The sequence below is a fragment of the Gemmatimonadaceae bacterium genome (assembly GCA_019637355.1).
GTDB lineage: Bacteria > Gemmatimonadota > Gemmatimonadetes > Gemmatimonadales > Gemmatimonadaceae > Pseudogemmatithrix.
Map to the genome: position 1 here is coordinate 14437 of JAHBVT010000001.1, position 16445 is coordinate 30881.

Here is a 16445-nt window from a genome sequence, read left to right on the forward strand (position 1 = left end):
AACGATGCTGAAGCGAATCATCGAGTGGTCGGTCCGCAACATCTTCCTCGTGGCGCTGGCGACGATTGCCGCGGTCGGGGGCGGCATCCTCGCGCTCCAGCGGACGCCGCTGGAGGCGCTGCCGGACCTTAGCGACGTGCAGGTGATCATTCAGACCGAGTACAGCGAGCAGGCGCCGCAGATCGTCGAGGACCAGGTCACGTATCCGATCGCCGCCGAGATGCTCAAGGTCCCGGGCGCTGAGGTGGTCCGCGGCTACTCGTTCTTCGGGGTCTCGTTCGTATACATCATCTTTGACGACGACACGGACCTCTACTGGGCGCGCAGCCGTGTGCTTGAGTATCTGAACGGCCTGAAGGGCCGTCTCCCCGCGTCCGTCTCGCCTGCCCTCGGACCCGACGCGACGGGGCTGGGCTGGGTGTACCAGTACGCCCTTGAGGACACGACCGGTCGCCTCGACCTGGCGGAACTGCGCGCGCTCCAGGACTGGTACCTGCGCTACGAGCTGACGGCGGTTCCCGGTGTGTCGGAGGTTGCGACGGTCGGCGGCTACGAGAAGCAGTATCAGGTGGATCTGGACCCGGCGAAGCTGTTGGCCTACCGCATTCCGGTGACCCGCGTGATGCAGGCCATCCAGGCGTCGAACGCCGATATCGGGGCGATGGTCGTCGAGCTCTCGGAGCGGGAGTATATGGTACGCGGACTCGGTTACCTGAAGTCGCTGCGCGACATCGAAAACGTCGTGGTAGGCGCGACCGATCGCGGCACGCCGATCCGCGTAGCCGAGGTGGGGCGCGTGTCGGTCGGGCCGGCCATTCGGCGCGGCGTGGCAGAGCTCGACGGCCGTGGCGATGCCGTGGGTGCGATCGTCGTGATGCGATTCGGGGAGAATGCCCTGACCACCATCGAGCGCGTGAAGGCGCGCATCGCGCAATTGACGCCGGGTCTTCCGGCGGGCGTGGTCATCCGACCGGTCTACGACCGCAGTGACCTCATCCAGCGCGCCATCAGCAACCTCCGGTTCAAGCTCTTCGAGGAGAGTCTCGTCGTCGCGCTGGTCTGCATCGTGTTCCTGCTGCACGCGCGGTCGGCGCTCGTCGCGATCATCACGCTTCCGGTGGGAATCCTCATGGCATTCATCGCGATGCGATATGTCGGTGTCGGTGCGGACATTATGTCGCTCGGCGGCATCGCCATCGCCATCGGCGCGATGATCGACGCCGCGATCGTGATGATCGAGAACCTGCACAAGCATCTCGAGCGGGCGGTGCTGGCAAAGGAGCCGAATGCTCAGTCGCGCTGGCTGGACACTGGCCGCCTCACGCGTGCCGAGCGATGGCAGGTGGTCATAGACTCGGCGAAGGAGGTCGGGCCCGCGCTGTTCTTCTCGCTGTTGATCATTACCGTGTCGTTCCTGCCCGTGTTCACGCTGGAGGGTCAGGAGGGTCGCTTGTTCCGGCCGCTGGCGTACACGAAGACGTTCGCGATGGCCGCCGCGAGTCTGCTCTCCGTCACGCTGGTTCCGGTGGCCATGGGTCTGTTCGTCCGCGGGCGCATCTACCGTGAGGCCGCGAACCCGGTCAACCGTTGGCTGATGCGGGCCTATCATCCGTTGATCACGTTCGTCCTGCGGCATCGCTGGCCTGTCGTCGTGGCGTCTGCGGCGACCGTGATCCTGACGTGGATCCCCTGGGCACGCATCGGCAGCGAGTTCATGCCGACGCTCGAGGAGGGCACCATCCTGTATATGCCGACGACCTTGCCCGGCGTGAGTGTTGCGAGGGCGCGCGAGCTGCTCCGGCTGCAGGATGGGATTCTCCGTGGCTTCCCCGAGGTCGAGCACGTGTGGGGCAAGGCCGGACGCGCCAACACGGCGACCGACCCTGCGGGCCTGGATATGATCGAGACCACCATCTCTCTGCGGCCTCGCGACCAGTGGCGCGAGGGAATGACCTACGACCGTCTCGTCGCCGAGATGGACTCGGCGGTGCGTTTGCCGGGCGTGACGAACGCGTGGACGATGCCCATCAAGGGGCGCAACGATATGCTCGCGACCGGGATTCGCACGCCGGTCGGCGTCAAGGTGTTCGGGCCTGACTTGAGGGAACTGGAGCGGCTCGGCAAGGAGATCGAGCAAGCCGTACGGATGGTGCCGGGGACGCGCACGGCGTTCGCTGAGCGTGCGGTGAGTGGCTACTACCTCGACATCGAGATCGACCGCGAGGCCGCCGCGCGACACGGACTCAACGTCGGTGACGTGCAGGCGGTGATTGCCACGGCGATCGGCGGGATGACCATTACACAGACCGTCGAGGGACGCCAACGGTTCGGAGTGCGGGTGCGGTACCCGCAAGAACTCCGCGACTCGCCGGAGCGCCTGGCCGCCGTGCTGGTGCCGGTCGCGCACGGGTCGTCCGCCGCCGCGGGCGCAGGGGCGATGCCGGGAATGGGCAGCATTGCTGTCGGCGCTTCCGGCGGTCCAGCGCAAGTACCGCTCGGTCAACTCGCGCGCATCTCGCCGGTCGCGGGGCCGATGGTCGTCCGGACTGAGGGGGCGATGCCCACGGCGTGGGTGTACGTGGACGTCGTGGACCGTGATATCGGGAGCTACGTCGCGGAGGCGCAACGCGCTGTCGCGGCGCAAGTCACCGTACCGACGGGCTACTCGGTGGTGTGGAGCGGACAGTACGAGTATATGGAGCGCGCCAAGGAACGAATGAAGGTCGTGATCCCCGCGACGCTTGCGCTGATCTTCCTGCTCCTCTACCTGAACTTCGGGAACGTCGGCGAGTCGCTGATCGTGATGCTCTCGCTCCCCTTCGCACTGGTCGGCGGCCTCTGGTTCCTCTGGCTCCTCGGCTACAACTGGTCAGTCGCGGTGGCCATCGGATTCATCGCGCTCGCCGGTGTGGCGGCGGAGACTGGCGTGGTGATGCTCATCTACCTCGACCACGCGTGGGCAGCGCGCACGGCAGAGGGTCGACGGGCCACACTCGCCGACCTCTACGACGCGGTGATCGAGGGCGCGGTCGAGCGCGTGCGCCCAAAGCTGATGACCGTGACAGCGATCATGGGCGGCCTCCTGCCGCTGCTGTGGGGTACCGGCGCAGGCGGAACCGTGATGCGTCGCATCGCGGCTCCGATGATCGGGGGGATGGTGTCGAGCACGGTCCTGACGCTGTTGGTGATTCCAGCCGTGTACTCACTCTGGAAGGAGCGCGGCGTAGTTCGAACAATGCACGAGGCGCTCGTGCAGGAGGGAGAATGACCTTGGTGCAGTGCCTCAAGTGACGGACTCGCGGTACACACGTGCAGGTCAACATCTACACACTCGATTCGGAGCGAACAATGCGAGACAATGGGGTTCTTACACTGAGCGCCGCGATCGCGCTCGCGGCCGCGATACCCGCGCTGGTCGGTGCGCAGGCGGTGGACACCGCGCAGGCGCGCTTCCAGCCGCGGAACGTCATCCAGTATCTGCGGCCGCAGGACAAGAGAGGGCTGAACATGTTCGAGACGCCCAAGGTGGCCGGAGCCGCCTACGACGGCTTCGCGCTGCAGTGGGGTGCAGCGTTCACCCAGCAGTTCCAGGCGCTGTCGCACGAGAACTCCGCCGACTCGGTCGCTGTGGCCGCCGTGGCACCGTCGCCCGGCAATGCCGGAAGCGCCGCCATCGCCGATCGCAACCGGCTGATGGAGATCGGCAACGGCTTCAACAATGCGACCGCGAACATGTACCTCCACGCGCAGCTGGCGCCAGGGGTGCGCGTGCAGCTCACCAGTTACCTCTCGGCGCGACGCCATAACGAGACCTGGGTGAAGGACGGATTCCTCCAGATCGACGAGTCGCCGATCGACGTGCCGCTGTTCAACAGCATCATGAAGTACACGACGCTGAAGATCGGGCACTTCGAGATCAACTACGGTGACTTCCACTTCCGACGCACCGACAATGGCCAGGCGCTGTACAACCCGTTCGTCGGCAACCTGATCCTTGATGCCTTCACGACCGAGGTCGGGACGGAGGCCATCGTCCAGAAGGGAGGGCTGTTCGGCGTCGTCGCTCTGACCAACGGTGAGATCCGCGGCAACATCCAACGCCCGGGCAATCGGGAGCCGGCGTTGATGTTCAAGGCTGGCGTGGACCGCCGACTGAATGACGACCTGCGCGTGCGCCTCTCGGGCTCGTACCGCGCGCAGACGGGTGCCATCAACAACACCTTCTACAGTGGGGACCGTGCCGGGTCTCGGTACTACTTCGTGCTCGAGAACTACGTGGCGACGGAGTCAGCCAACGCCTCGTCCGGAATGCTGAACCCCGGATTCAGCGACGCCGTCCGGGCGTACATGATCAACCCCTTCGTGAAGTACCGGGGACTCGAGTTCTTTGGCCTCTACGAGAGCGCGACGGGACGGGGCCAGGAGGCGGCTGGCGTAGCTCCGCCCGAGCGCGACGTCACGCAAGTGATGGGTGAGCTTGTGTACCGTTTCCTTCCGGGTGAGAAGCTGTTCGTGGGAGGACGCTGGAACAGTGTCTCTGGCGACCTCGGTGGCGCGAACACGGACATCACGGTGACTCGCACGAACCTCGGTGGCGGGTGGTGGATCACGCCGAGCCTGCTGTTGAAGGCGGAGTACGTGAACCAGACGTACGACGGGTTCGCAAACACGGACATCCGGAACGGTGGGCGCTTCAAGGGCTTTATGCTCGAGGCGGTCACGGCGTTCTAAGGCGGATAGACAGGGCGGCTGAGTGCGGACACGCTCGCGCTCAGCCGCGTGCTGCGCCAACGAGTGATGTGCGCGCGGCGCAAGCGGCGGCTGCGGGCGGTTTGTGCGTCGATGACGAGGTAGGCCATGCCGAAGCGCGTATAGGCGGGCTCGCGCGTTGGCTACGGTGGTTGGCGCTCGGCAAGGACGCGCCCTCTGGAATATCCGGGGCGCGTCGGATCGGCATAACGTGTGCTTCTGCTGCAGCCGCTTCCATAAAAAGCAGTTGTGGGGCGGCCGCAGGACGTCCCATAGAATAGTGCGGGCGCCCCACAACTGCATCCTTAGCCGCGGCTGTCGGCAGCAAGCGTCGTTATACCGGCCCCGTCGGTGGCGCGAGCCGTTCATGCCAGTAATCGGGTTCGCGATGTCCATGCGCGACAGCGACGATGAATAGCGCCTCATCGATCACGAGGTACGCGACGGCGTATGGAAACGTGCGCGGAAAAAGTCGGCGGACGCCTGGCACGCTGTACGGCGAGCCCATCTGCGGGAAAGCGCGGGCGAGGTCGACCAGCTCGCGCACCTCAAGCGCCATGGCGGTGCCGAGACCGGCACGTTGCGCTTCATACTCTGCAACCGCGGCGCGAAACTCCGCGCGCGCGGCCGGATGAAAGACGACCGAACGCGGCACGGCCGCGACTATCGGTCGAGCACTTCAGCGAAGACTTGCTCGGCGGGGATGCCAGCCACGGTCCCGTTGCGCAGCTCGGCGACGCGCCGGGCGATTTCGGACTCCCACGCGGCCTCAATTTCTGCCGGCGATGCAGCTGCCTCCTCGGCGTGCAGGCTGGCGAGCAACACCTGGGCGAGGCGCGCACGATCGGCCTTCGGCAGGTGGAGGAGCTCGCGTTCGAGAGTGTCGGGGGAGCGCACCATAGGATTCGTCCGGCGTCGAGGTGTCGGAACAAGATAGCCCAATGGCTATCCGGTTGCACGGCTCGGTATAACGTTTGCTTCTGCTGCAGCCGCTCCAATAAGAAGGGTTGGGCGGGGCGTCCGCAACCAGCCTCGGCCATCACGGACGCCCCGCCCAACCCAATCCACAGCTGCGGCTGTCGGCAGCAAGCGTCGTTATCCGGTGCCTATCGGACGCGCGCCAGATGTGGCTTGAGTAGCGCCTCAAACTCCCGAATCACGCTATCAATCCGATCTGAGAACGCATTCCGATTCTCGGAATCGCGTGATGACCAAGTTATCTCAGTGACCTTCTTCCGCTCCTCGCCGCTGCGCGGAGTTGTCGAGCGGCGATCACGAAGTAGGTCCTCAATTGCGAACGACAAGTGTAGAAGAATCTGCTTCAATTCCTCGTCATGGGTCTTGAAGACGGGACCCCACAGTACCTCGGCCTCGAGAAGCTCGGCTTCCATCTCGGTCCGAGCGTCACCAAGCCTGCGCCAGCGACGATTCATGGCCAGCTCGAAGGCGCGATTGTGCTGCTCAGTAGAGAACGCATCGAACTTCTCGCCTGACGCTTCGGCCGCCGCGTGCATCTCGCCCGCACTCATCCAGGGCGAGCGAACGTAGCTCAACTCGTCGCGGAGCTTATAGGTGGCACGAAGCAAGCGACGCGCCATCTCGTACTCTGCTGTACCTCGGAGCTGAGTCTTCCAGGTCCCGAGGCCGATGGCTGCAAGGATGGCAACCACCGCGGCTGAGACGGCTGTGGAGATGTCATTGAACGCGGAGTAGTCAGTCAATCGCGCGCATCCGGATAACGTCAGCTTCTGCTGCGGCCGTTCTAATGAAATGCGGGTGGGCGGCCACGTCCCACTTGATGAAGATGAAGGCGTGGCCGCCCACCCGCTACCGCACCCACGGCCGTCGGCAGCAAGCGTCGTTATGCCGCCCCGGCGGCGGTGAAATCGCGTGGGTCGCGATGTGCCGTGCCCCTCCCGTCAATCCGCGCCCGGATACGGCAACTCGTCGGGCCCTTTCCCGACGTGATCGGGGGGCGGGTCCGTCTCAAACCGGACGGCCACGATCTCGTGTTCGCCGGCCCGCACCGCGCGCGCGACCCGGTGCATCCCATCCATCACGCGTCCGTCCGCAGCCAGGATGATGGGGTACTGGGGATCTGCCTCGTCCATCAGACGGACGTGCGCCAATAGACTTCGCCAGGTCGTGGGTTCGGCGGGTCCGAACAGCGGCTCGTCGAGTTCGCGAATGTCCGCTAGGGCGACGCGATGGCGCGGCAAGCCCCGTGTGAGCGCGATGAGGCGATCCACATCCCATGCGAGGAGGCCTCGCGGCGAGTCCCGGAAGAAGTACTGCTTCCGCATGTCTGTTGGTGAGCGTCAGGTGCTGCCGATCTGCGTGATTGGTGCGTGCCCGACCGGCGTTGGGGGCGAGAGTCGTCGATTCATAGCCTTGCGTACAGTGCATCGGGAACGACCTTCATCAACCACGCGACCAGCCGCCAGCGCCGCGTCACGTACACATGTTGCCTTCGCCTCCGAATCGCTGCGGCGATCTGCTGAGCTGCCGTTTGCGGCGAAGCCATCCAGAAATCGCCGCCCGCCATTCGCGTGTCGACGAAGCCAGGTTGCACGTCCGTGACGACGATTGGCAGTTTCAGCTTCTTAAGGCGGTACCGCACGCCCTGAAGGTAGTTCGATACGAATGCCTTGGAAGCCGCGTACGCTGGCGCCGCCCCAACACCTCTCAACGCAGCAACAGAGGATACTCCGACGAGATGCCCCGATCGCCGCGCCTCCAAGTGCGCCACTGCGACATTGACCATGGCCGCGAATCCAAGAACGTTGACGGCAATCGTCTCGCTCTCCGGCTCCCACCTCAGATCTGCATTATCGCAACCTGCTCCGGCGCTAACGATAAAGAGTTCCACATCGCCAAGTTCATCGATGAGCTCTCGCAAGAGCGGCATGGCTAGCGCCGGCTGGGACACGTCGATCGTCTTGATCATACAGGGTCCGGTGAGCTCCTCCCGAAGCGATGTGAGCAGGTCTGTACGGCGCGCGACGACGCCAACGCGATATCCTGCGAGAGAAAGCGTGGTTGCCAGCGCGCGACCGATGCCCGAGGACGCTCCGATGATGACGGCGCTCTTCATTTGTTGTCGTAATGAGATCCGTCACTGGTCGGCATAACGTGTGCTTCTGCTGTGAACGCTCAATAAGAAGGGTTTGGCGGGGCGTCCGCAACCGCTTCAACCCATCACGGACGCCCCGCCAAACCCAATCCGCACCGCGTTCATCGGCAGCAAGCGTCGTTATGTTGCGTTCGTACGCTCAACAACCCCATTCGCGCGCCAGAATCTCGCGTACAACCTGCTGGCGACGCTGAGTGTCCTTTGCGGATATGTTGGACAACCGACTCAACACGCGGTACTTCTCGAAGCAATCGGTGTCGAGTTCGCGCACCATTTCTCGAACAGCGCGTTCGTAAGTGTTGCGCCCCCAGTTGGCGACCCAGGTGCCGTTGTTCCGCACGTAAGTGCCCGTGTAGTCGTAGATCACCTGTGCCAAGCTGTCGACTGAGGGCCCAGAGCCTGAAGGGAACAACGTCTTCACGTCTTCCGCAATCGAGCGCGCGAAGGTTCGCGAGAGTGGAGACGCAAGGCGCAGGGCAACGGAGTAGGTACTTGCACGGTCACAGTCAGGGTTGCAGATGACCACTCCTGAAAGCACCAACGTGGGATTTTCGGAGAGCGCCACGACCTGTACATCTCCTAGCCTTCGAATCTCGCTCGCAAAAAGGCCCTGAAACTGACGGGTGGTATCCGTCATCGCGACTGCGATGGTTACCACACTCCCTCTTTGCTGGGCGCCGAGGGCCGCGTTTCCGAGCGCAAGCGCCAAGAGGAGAATGGTGAAGCGCATCAGATGCCTCCGAAAGGTGCGAGCAACATAACGTGGATTATACGAAAAACGAACACATCGTCCCCCGTTTATTCCCCCGACAATCCTTGCAGGGAACTCACACTATCCCAAACCTCACTCCACTCTAACTCCCTGCGCAAGCACGATTTGTGCCACACGACTAGGCCATTTCGTACCCGGCTATCTTACCGCGTTATGCTGCAGGCAACTCGCACTAGTACGGACAAGAAAAAAGCGCCCGAAGGCGCCTTTCCCAACCGCAACACTTAAAGAAGTCCCAGAAAATCACCGTCGCACCGGCGGCCCGTGCGAAGCAAACACACTCGTCGCCCCCGCCGCCGTGAACGCAATCACATCATACCGCTCATACCCCGACGGCGGGCCCTGCTCCATCCCAGGACTCCCCACCGGCATCCCCGGCACCGCCAACCCACGCACTCCCGCCGGCCGATCGCGCAGCATTCGCTTCACATCGTCCGCCGGCACGTGACCCTCGACGACATAGCTGCCGACCACCGCAGTGTGACACGACGCCAGCCGCGGCGGCAAACCCATCTCGCGCTTCACGGCGCCGAGGTCGTCGGTGTTCACTTCGCGCACGGTGAAGCCGGCTGCACGCACGTGCTTCACCCACTCCACGCAACACCCGCAGCTGGGACTCTTGTACACGGTCATCGCGGGCAGCCCTTGCTGCCCTTGCTGCGCGAACAACGCGCGCGCGCCGAGCGCGGAGACGGCTACCGCGCCAGCGGTCAGCAAGAAGGTGCGACGGTCCTGGTTCATTCGCTGCTCCTGGTCAACGGGCGACGCCAGCAAGCGCAGTCACGATCAACAGCGCGAACTGGGTACCCTTGTAGCTGTCGGGTGTTTCCTGGTAGAACTCCTCGGTCCCGTGCGCGCCGCCGCCGCGGCCACCGCCATTGATGGTGATGGCGGGAACGCCCATCGAGATGGGGAGGTTGGCGTCGGTGCTGGACGCCTGGGTGCGCGGGGTCCACATCAATCCGTCATCGAGCAGCTTGGCGGCCTCGATGGCGGTGCGCACGATGTACGCATCGTCGCTTTGCCCGCCGGTGGGCCGGATGCCAATGGTGTCGTACTTGACGGTGATGGGCGCGCGGGAGTTGGGCCAGCGCGCGAGCTCTTCCTTGACGGCGGTGTCCACGGCAGCGCGGATGCGACGATCCATCTCGAGCAGGTTCTCGGCGCTCTCGGACCGCATATCCACATCCATCTCGGCGAGCGGCGTGATGGTGTTGACGCTGGTGCCACCACGCACGATGCCGACGTTGAAGGTGGTGCGTGCGCCGCTCGGCACCTGAAGGTCGGCGATGCGCGCGATGGCACGCCCCATCGCGTGCATCGGGTTGGTCATCCCGAAGGCGCCGTAGCTGTGGCCGCCGGGGCCCTCGAACGAAATGGTGTAGCGATGCGAGCCGACGGCGCGCGAGACGATGCCGGCGCCGCCCGCACCATCAACGGAGATGAAGAAGTCGATCTGCCCCTTCAGCTCCTCGGTGAAGAGATGCCGCACACCGCGCAGGTTGCCGGGACCTTCCTCGCCAACATTGCCGACGAGGTACAACGTGCCCTCGGGCACGAGGTTGGACTCCTTGAGGATGCGCGCGACGGTGAGCACGACGGCGAGCCCGCGGCAATCGTCGCCGATGCCAGGCCCGGCAATGCGGTCGCCGCTGCGCGTGGTCTTCACATCGGTGCCTTCGGGAAACACGGTGTCGAGATGCCCGGCGAGCATCACACGCGGCCCGCGCCCACGTCCGACCTGCGCGATGACGTTGCCGAGCGCGTCGATGCGCGCCTCGGGATAGCCAAGCGCGACGAACCGCCGGTGGAACTCGGCGGCCCGTGCCTCCTCCTTGAACGGTGGCGCCGGGATCTCGCAGATGGAGATCTGCTGCTCGAGCGTCCAGGCCTGGAGCTGCTGCGCCGAGGCGAGGGCGCGCTGCACGACGGGGTCGGCGTTGCGGAGCCGGACCGGCTGCGCCGGCAGCGCCGAGGTCAGCAGCAGGAGCGCGGGGATGGCGAGAGCGGATGTGCGGTGCATATTGGGGAATCTACCCCTCCCGCCTATGACTGCCCAACCCTGGCTCAAGCACTACGATCCCGGCGTGCCGCACACAATCGGCAGCTATCCCGCGGGTACGCTGCTGGATGCGCTGGACGAAGCCCTGCGCGAGCGTCCCCACGCCCCCGCCTACCTATATAAAGGAAGGGCGATGAGCTGGCAGGAGTTGGAGGACGCCAGCAACGCCTTCGCGGTAGCGCTGGCGTCGATGGGCGTGATGGCGGGTGACCGCGTGGCCTGCCTGCTGCCGAACTGCCCGCAGTTCTTCATCGGCGAGCTGGCGGCCTGGAAGCTGGGCGCGATCTACGTGCCGCTGAATCCCATCTATACAGAAGACGAGCTCGTGGGTCCGCTGCAGGACACGGGCGCGAAGATCGTGCTGACGCTGAGTGCGTTCTACGATCTAATGAAGCGCGTGCAACGCCGAGTGCCGGGTGTGCAGCGCGTGGTGAGCACGAGCATCAAGGAGTGGTTCCCGCCGCTGCTCAAGCTGATCTTCACGCTGCTGCTGGAACGCAAGCTGGGCCACCGCGCGACGCTGCGCGATGGCGACCAGTCGCTGCCGGCGCTGCTCGAGAAGCATCGCCAGCAGAAGCCGGTGGACCCGCGGCCCGGCCCGGACGACGACGCGCTGCTGCTGATGAGCGGCGGCACGACGGGCACGCCGAAGGCGGTACGCATCCACCACGGCGCGCTGGTGCAGACGGGCACGCAGGTGAACGCGTGGTTGGGGTCCGTGCTGCCAAAATGGGAGGGCGTGTACTGCCTGCCACTGCCGATGTTCCACTCCTACGGCGCCTGCGGCGTGCAGAGCGTCTGCTTCCTCGGCCACAACCCGATCGCGCTGGTGCCGAATCCGCGCGACATCAATGACCTGGTGAAGACGATCGAGACCACGCAGCCGGCGGTGTTCTGCGGCGTGCCCTCGCTCTACAACGCGCTGCTCAATCACAAGCGGGTGCAGGGCGGCAAGGTGAACTTCCGCTCGATGAAAGCCTGCGTGTCGGGCGCGGCACCGATGATGCTGGAGACGATGAAGCGCTTCGAGTCGGTGACCGGCGCGCGCATTCTCGAAGGCTACGCGCTCACGGAGAGCGCACTGGCGGCGACGGTGTCGCCGCTCAAGGGTCCGCAGAAGCCGGGCAGCGTGGGCACGCCGTTGCCGGACGTGGACCTGCGCATCGTGGACGCCGATGACCCGACGAAGCCGATGGCGACGGGGCAGGTGGGCGAGATTCTCATTCGCGGTCCGCAGATTATGCGCGGCTACTGGAACAACGCCGCCGAGTCGAAGGCGATGCTGCGTCGGGGGCCCGACGGACACACCTGGCTCTTCACGGCTGATCTGGGCTACCTCGACGAGGACGGCTACGTCTTCATCGTGGACCGCAAGAAGGACCTGATCAAGATGCGCGGGATGCAGGTGTGGCCGCGCGAGATCGAAGAAGTGATCGCGGCGCATCCGGCAGTGCAGGAAGTCGGTGTGCGCGGATTCCCGGACGCGGGGCAGGGCGAGGTGGCGGTGGCCTTCGTCGTGCGCCGCGCCGGCGCCACGCTCACCGAGAACGAGGTGCGGCAGTGGTGCAAGGAACGGATGGCGCCGTTCAAGGTGCCGGTGCGCGTGGCATTCAAGGACGAACTCCCGAAGAGTATGGTGGGGAAGATCCTCCGTCGGTTCCTGACGGAAGACGTGGCCGCCGCCAAAGCGTGATGCCGCTGCGTCGATGGATCACCGCGCTCGCGCTGCTCAGTGCCGCGGGCCTAGGCGCCTGCCGTCGTGCAGATCACACGGCGCTGCCGCCGGGTGCCGTCGCCAGCACGCTCCCGGCCACGACGCCGCGCGTGGTGATGATCTCTCTTGACGGCTTCCGTTACGACTACATCAACCGCCCGAACGCGCGCCGCCTGCGCGCATTGGCCGCCAGCGGCGTGCGCGCGGAACGGCTGGTGCCGAGTTTTCCGTCCAAGACCTTCCCCAACCACTACACGCTGGTCACCGGGCTCCGGCCGGAGCAACACGGCATCGTCGCGAATCATTTCCGCGACCCGGAGCTGGGATTTTTCACCCTGCGCGACACCATCGCGCAGTCGGATCCGCGCTGGTGGGGCGGCGAGCCGATCTGGGTGGCGGCGGAGCGGCAGGGCCTGCGCGCAGCAATCGTCGGATGGCCGGGGTCCGAAGCGCCGATCGGCGGGCGCCACGCCACCTGGTGGTCGCGCTACGACCACGAGCTGCCGCGCGACGTGAAGGTGCGCCGCATCCTCGATTGGCTCTCGATACCGGCGTCCCGCGCGCCGTCGCTGATCCTCGGCTACTTCCACGAAGTGGACGGAGCGGGCCACAGCTACGGCCCCGACTCGCCGCAGGTGGATGCCGCCATCGCGCAGGTGGACTCGGCGCTCGGAGCGCTGATTGATGGCATCGCGCGCCGCGGAATGGCGGACAAGGTGGTGCTCGTCATCGTGAGCGACCACGGAATGACGGCGACGTCGCCGCAGCGACTCATCCTACTCGACGATTACATCGCGCTCGAGGACGTGGACGTCGTGGACTGGGCGCCGGTCACGCAGATCGAGCCGAAGCCTGGCGCCGAGGAGCGGGTGTACGCGGCGCTGCAGCGCGCGCATCCGGCGCTGGCCGTGTATCGCAAGGGCGAAGTGCCCGTGCGCTACCACTTCAATGCGAACCCGCGGATCACGAAGCTCGTGGCGGTGGCGGAGGACGGGTGGACGATTGCGTCGCGCGCGCAGGCGCAGCGCTGGCGTGAGCAGGGATGGCGCGGCGGCGGGAATCACGGGTACGCACCGGAGGTGCAGGCGATGGGCGCGACGTTCGTGGTCGCGGGGGCGGGGATTCCGCGGGGGAGGGTGATTCCGGCGTTTGGGAATGTGCACGTGGTGGCGGTGCTGGGGCGGTTGCTCGGGGTGAGCTTGGGCGGGAGTGAGGCGAGGGTGGATTCGGTTCGACTGGTTTTTCCCTGAGTGCGAGAAGGGAGAGGGGGAGGGGGGTGATGGCGGGGAGAGGGAGAGATGGGAGATGGTTGGGAGAGGGGAGAACGGTTTCTTGCGGAGAACCAGCTGGGACGCTTTGTGTTCGACGCCTTCCGCACGGCAGACTTCTCGCAGCCGCTGCGGGAATCGCAGGGCTGTGCGCGATTTCAGGCGGGGCAGCAGCGTGCGCCATTCCTCGTCGAGGTGGGCAGCGTGCTGATGTCTTCGGGCGGCTCGCCGCAACTGGACGCACCGACGGCGCCGGCCGCGCACGCGGACACGCTCGGCGTTCCGTCGGGCAACGCCGGGAGCTACTCGATCCTCTCGACGGTCACCATCAGCTGCACGGCGACGCGATGCGTGCGCAGCGCAAGAACGGGACGCGGCCCTTCATCAACCACGTCACGGCGCAGCGCGGCAAGCATCTGAGCATCGCGCAGGCCGACATCCTGCTGCAGATCGCGCGGGCGCTATAGTCCGCCGGCGACCGGAAGGCGTGAAGCGCCGCGAGTCTAGAACTCGCGGCGCTTCATTTCTTTGAACATCTTTTCCCGTTCCTGGTCCTTGTCGTCGGTCACGCGCTGCGGCGCGGTGGCATCATAGGTCTTGGCCTCCACGTTCCGCGGCTTGACCTGCTTCTGCATCTTCTTGACGAGGTTCTGAATCGACTTGTCGTCGAGACCGGACATCCGACCTGCTCCGAAAGGGTTGCCTCAACGATACCGCCCCGGAGCGCCGTTCGCACCCCTGCCCCTGAGGAGGCCCGCCGTGTCTGTCCGCCTTGCCCGCTCTCTCGTCCTGCTGGCGCTCGCCGCGCTTCCCTGTGCCGCCCGCCCGCTGGCCGCGCAGCCCTCGCCGCTGCAGCAGGTCCCGGCCCTGACCTTCGAGGGCGCGCGCCGTGTGGCCGCCGCAGCCGCCGAGGAGGCCCAGCGCAATGGCTGGGGCGTGTCGATCGCCGTCGTGGACACCCACGGCGAGCTGCTGTTCTTCGCCCGGCTCGACGGCTCGCATCAGCAGAGCGTGGACATCGCCCAGGCCAAGGCGCGCACCGCCGCTCGCTGGCGCCGCGAGACGAAGGCGCTGCAGGACGCAGTCGGCGAAGGCCGCACGGTGCTGCTGGCGGTGGAAGGGATGCTGCCGCTCGAGGGCGGCGTGCCGATCATCGTGGACGGCCGCGTAATCGGCGGCGTGGGCGTCAGTGGGGTGACGTCGGCGCAGGATGCGCAGATTGCGAAGGCGGGGATCCGGGCGGTGTTCCCGTAGCCGGCCGCCGCGTCGTCGCGCGCACGATCCACTCCGCCACGAGCAGGTTCGGGACCCAGCAGCTCCACGCGACGACGGCGTACGCCTGCGCGAATCCGCCCAGCGACATCGCCAGGATGGGGAGTTGGATGCGTAACGTGACGGCGGCGAGGATCACGGCGTAACTGCGGATCATCCACGCGCGATGCTCGGCGAAGCGCCCGGCGCGTGCGGCGCGATACGCGAGGGGCGTCGTCACGAGCGTACTCACGGCGAGGCCCAAGAAGCCGAGGCGATTGGAAAGCCCGCCGTAGGCGTGCAGCGCGAGCCATCCGCCCGCCGTGCCGCTGACGAGGCAGGAGAACACATACCACTCGCCGATCTTGCGATGGATGGCAGGGCGGCGGCGGCGCAACGAGTGCCGGAAGTTGAGCGCGCCGGTCACGAGGGCCACGGCGCCGAACATCATATGGAACCAGATGGCCCAGGGGCGCTGATAGAACGAGGCCAGGAGCTCGATGCCGAACGCGTCGATGCCCCGGAACGTGAAGCTCACGGCATACCCGGCGACGCCGATGGCCAGCACGAGCATCAGCCACCAGAACGGCGGCGCGGCGCGTCGTCGCGGTGGGCTCTGAACGGCGGCGGTGGTGGCAGCGGGGGGCAAGCTATCTCCTGGCGGCGAGGGCCGGTCGCAGCGTCTCGACTACCCAACGATGCCCCGGCGCGTGCACCAGCGCCAGTTCCAGCTGTTCCCGCGCCTCGGCGAGCTTGTTCTGTTTCTCCAGCGCGATGGCCAGCCAGATATGCGCGTCGGCGCGACCCCACACGGGCTGCGGACTCACGGCACGATCGTTGGCGAAGAGCGCGACGGCGCGCCGCAGCTCAGTCTCGCCCCGCGCCGCACCACCACCCGCGAACGCCGGCGCGTTCGTGCGCGAGATGCCATTGAGCAAGGCCACGCGCGGATCGTTCGGCGCCGCGGCGACGGCTTCGTCGAGCAAGCGGAACGACGCGCGCCCGTTGCGCATCATCGCGAGCCCACCGGCGGCGCCCGCAAGCTGGCCGGTGACGGCGCCCTCGAGCGCCTGCGCCTGCGCGCCGCCGCCGAGCGCGCGCGACCGCGCCGCCGCCGCGATGGCTTCCTCAAGCATTGCCTTGGCGTCACTGGCACGGCCTTCGATAATCAGTCCACTCGCCCGCCGATGCAGCGCGTAGGCCAAGTCATAGTGCAACCAGGCATCGTTGCGCCCAGATGCCGTCTGCGTCGCCGCACGCAACGCGACCGCCGCGCGATCGATCGCCACCCAGTCAGCTGCGATGACCGCGCGTTCGACTGCACTGCGCAGCGAGTCCTGGCTGACCTGCTGTGCAGACAGCGGACGGAAGACGGACGCCACAAGGAGCAACGCCAAACCGCCTCGCAGCAGCGAGGAGCGCACGCGTAACGAAATCATCTCACACACTGTTCGAGCATCCGTCATCCGTCATCAGTCATCAGTCATCCGTCATCC

16 protein-coding genes are annotated in these 16445 nt (G+C 66.0%); 5 read left to right on the forward strand and 11 right to left on the reverse strand.

The annotated features are described in order from the left end of the window. Positions 1 to 4: 4 nt before the first annotated feature. Together KF689_00065 and KF689_00070 are read left to right on the forward strand one after the other, a co-directional pair. The gene (locus KF689_00065) at positions 5 to 3268 is read left to right on the forward strand and encodes an efflux RND transporter permease subunit (GenBank protein ID MBX3131761.1); all 3264 of its coding nucleotides are present in this window, start codon (positions 5 to 7) and stop codon (positions 3266 to 3268) included. Between the two features lie 80 nt (positions 3269 to 3348). Continuing rightward, positions 3349 to 4731 carry a hypothetical protein gene (locus KF689_00070; GenBank protein MBX3131762.1) on the forward strand — a complete coding sequence of 461 codons (1383 nt, stop codon included), beginning with the start codon at positions 3349 to 3351 and terminating at the stop codon, positions 4729 to 4731. Between the two features lie 352 nt (positions 4732 to 5083). Here the strand turns inward: KF689_00070 and KF689_00075 are convergent, their stop codons facing one another. From KF689_00075 to KF689_00110, 8 genes are all read right to left on the reverse strand, one after another. Next, positions 5084 to 5404, reverse strand: a complete 321-nt coding sequence (locus KF689_00075) for a type II toxin-antitoxin system RelE/ParE family toxin (GenBank protein ID MBX3131763.1) — start codon at positions 5402 to 5404, stop codon at positions 5084 to 5086. 8 nt (positions 5405 to 5412) lie between these two features. Further along, positions 5413 to 5649, reverse strand: a complete 237-nt coding sequence (locus KF689_00080) for an addiction module protein (GenBank protein ID MBX3131764.1) — start codon at positions 5647 to 5649, stop codon at positions 5413 to 5415. Positions 5650 to 5855: 206 nt separating this feature from the next. Further along, a complete protein-coding gene (locus tag KF689_00085) occupies positions 5856 to 6470 on the reverse strand; it encodes a hypothetical protein (GenBank protein ID MBX3131765.1) in 615 nt (204 codons plus the stop codon). 198 nt (positions 6471 to 6668) lie between these two features. Further along, positions 6669 to 6998 carry a hypothetical protein gene (locus KF689_00090; GenBank protein ID MBX3131766.1) on the reverse strand — a complete coding sequence of 110 codons (330 nt, stop codon included), beginning with the start codon at positions 6996 to 6998 and terminating at the stop codon, positions 6669 to 6671. A 134-nt stretch (positions 6999 to 7132) separates the two neighbouring features. Then, complete coding sequence (locus tag KF689_00095; GenBank protein MBX3131767.1) at positions 7133 to 7843, reverse strand: SDR family NAD(P)-dependent oxidoreductase; 711 nt, start codon at positions 7841 to 7843, stop codon at positions 7133 to 7135. Between the two features lie 178 nt (positions 7844 to 8021). Continuing rightward, positions 8022 to 8612 (reverse strand): hypothetical protein, encoded by a 591-nt coding sequence (locus KF689_00100; protein MBX3131768.1) that lies wholly within the window; start codon positions 8610 to 8612, stop codon positions 8022 to 8024. A gap of 285 nt (positions 8613 to 8897) precedes the next feature. Beyond that, positions 8898 to 9395, reverse strand: a complete 498-nt coding sequence (locus KF689_00105; GenBank protein MBX3131769.1) for a DUF411 domain-containing protein — start codon at positions 9393 to 9395, stop codon at positions 8898 to 8900. A gap of 13 nt (positions 9396 to 9408) precedes the next feature. Continuing rightward, complete coding sequence (locus tag KF689_00110; GenBank protein MBX3131770.1) at positions 9409 to 10677, reverse strand: M20/M25/M40 family metallo-hydrolase; 1269 nt, start codon at positions 10675 to 10677, stop codon at positions 9409 to 9411. A 25-nt stretch (positions 10678 to 10702) separates the two neighbouring features. Between KF689_00110 and KF689_00115 the strand changes: the two genes are divergently transcribed. Both KF689_00115 and KF689_00120 read left to right on the forward strand, forming a co-directional pair. Further along, positions 10703 to 12409: an AMP-binding protein gene (locus tag KF689_00115; GenBank protein MBX3131771.1), complete on the forward strand. Its 1707-nt coding sequence runs from the start codon at positions 10703 to 10705 to the stop codon at positions 12407 to 12409. Further along, positions 12409 to 13680, forward strand: coding sequence for an alkaline phosphatase family protein (locus KF689_00120; GenBank protein ID MBX3131772.1), 1272 nt, complete (start codon positions 12409 to 12411; stop codon positions 13678 to 13680). Before KF689_00115 ends, KF689_00120 begins: the two co-directional genes overlap by 1 nt. Before the next feature lie 521 nt (positions 13681 to 14201). Here KF689_00120 and KF689_00125 read toward each other — a convergent pair. After that, entirely contained in the window at positions 14202 to 14378 is a 177-nt protein-coding gene (locus tag KF689_00125) for a hypothetical protein (GenBank protein MBX3131773.1), read from the reverse strand. A 79-nt stretch (positions 14379 to 14457) separates the two neighbouring features. On the opposite strand from KF689_00125, the gene KF689_00130 reads away from it, so the two are divergent. Continuing rightward, the gene (locus tag KF689_00130; protein MBX3131774.1) at positions 14458 to 14952 is read left to right on the forward strand and encodes a heme-binding protein; all 495 of its coding nucleotides are present in this window, start codon (positions 14458 to 14460) and stop codon (positions 14950 to 14952) included. On the opposite strand, the gene KF689_00135 is transcribed toward KF689_00130, so the two are convergent. Beyond that, positions 14885 to 15598: a DUF2306 domain-containing protein gene (locus KF689_00135; GenBank protein MBX3131775.1), complete on the reverse strand. Its 714-nt coding sequence runs from the start codon at positions 15596 to 15598 to the stop codon at positions 14885 to 14887. The genes KF689_00130 and KF689_00135 overlap by 68 nt on opposite strands. 1 nt (position 15599) lies before the next feature. Continuing rightward, the gene (locus tag KF689_00140) at positions 15600 to 16388 is read right to left on the reverse strand and encodes a tetratricopeptide repeat protein (protein ID MBX3131776.1); all 789 of its coding nucleotides are present in this window, start codon (positions 16386 to 16388) and stop codon (positions 15600 to 15602) included. Between the last annotated feature and the right edge of the window lie 57 nt (positions 16389 to 16445).

Bases quoted from the DNA above. Each gene is read 5' to 3' on its own strand.
- KF689_00110 (MBX3131770.1), bottom strand. From the start codon at position 10,677: ATGCACCGCACATCCGCTCTCGCCATCCCCGCGCTCCTGCTGCTGACC.
- KF689_00120 (MBX3131772.1), top strand. From the start codon at position 12,409: ATGCCGCTGCGTCGATGGATCACCGCGCTCGCGCTGCTCAGTGCCGCG.
- KF689_00070 (MBX3131762.1), top strand. From the start codon at position 3,349: ATGCGAGACAATGGGGTTCTTACACTGAGCGCCGCGATCGCGCTCGCG.
- KF689_00105 (MBX3131769.1), bottom strand. From the start codon at position 9,395: ATGAACCAGGACCGTCGCACCTTCTTGCTGACCGCTGGCGCGGTAGCC.
- KF689_00065 (MBX3131761.1), top strand. From the start codon at position 5: ATGCTGAAGCGAATCATCGAGTGGTCGGTCCGCAACATCTTCCTCGTG.
- KF689_00080 (MBX3131764.1), bottom strand. From the start codon at position 5,649: ATGGTGCGCTCCCCCGACACTCTCGAACGCGAGCTCCTCCACCTGCCG.
- KF689_00095 (MBX3131767.1), bottom strand. From the start codon at position 7,843: ATGAAGAGCGCCGTCATCATCGGAGCGTCCTCGGGCATCGGTCGCGCG.
- KF689_00115 (MBX3131771.1), top strand. From the start codon at position 10,703: ATGACTGCCCAACCCTGGCTCAAGCACTACGATCCCGGCGTGCCGCAC.
- KF689_00125 (MBX3131773.1), bottom strand. From the start codon at position 14,378: ATGTCCGGTCTCGACGACAAGTCGATTCAGAACCTCGTCAAGAAGATG.
- KF689_00100 (MBX3131768.1), bottom strand. From the start codon at position 8,612: ATGCGCTTCACCATTCTCCTCTTGGCGCTTGCGCTCGGAAACGCGGCC.
- KF689_00140 (MBX3131776.1), bottom strand. From the start codon at position 16,388: ATGATTTCGTTACGCGTGCGCTCCTCGCTGCTGCGAGGCGGTTTGGCG.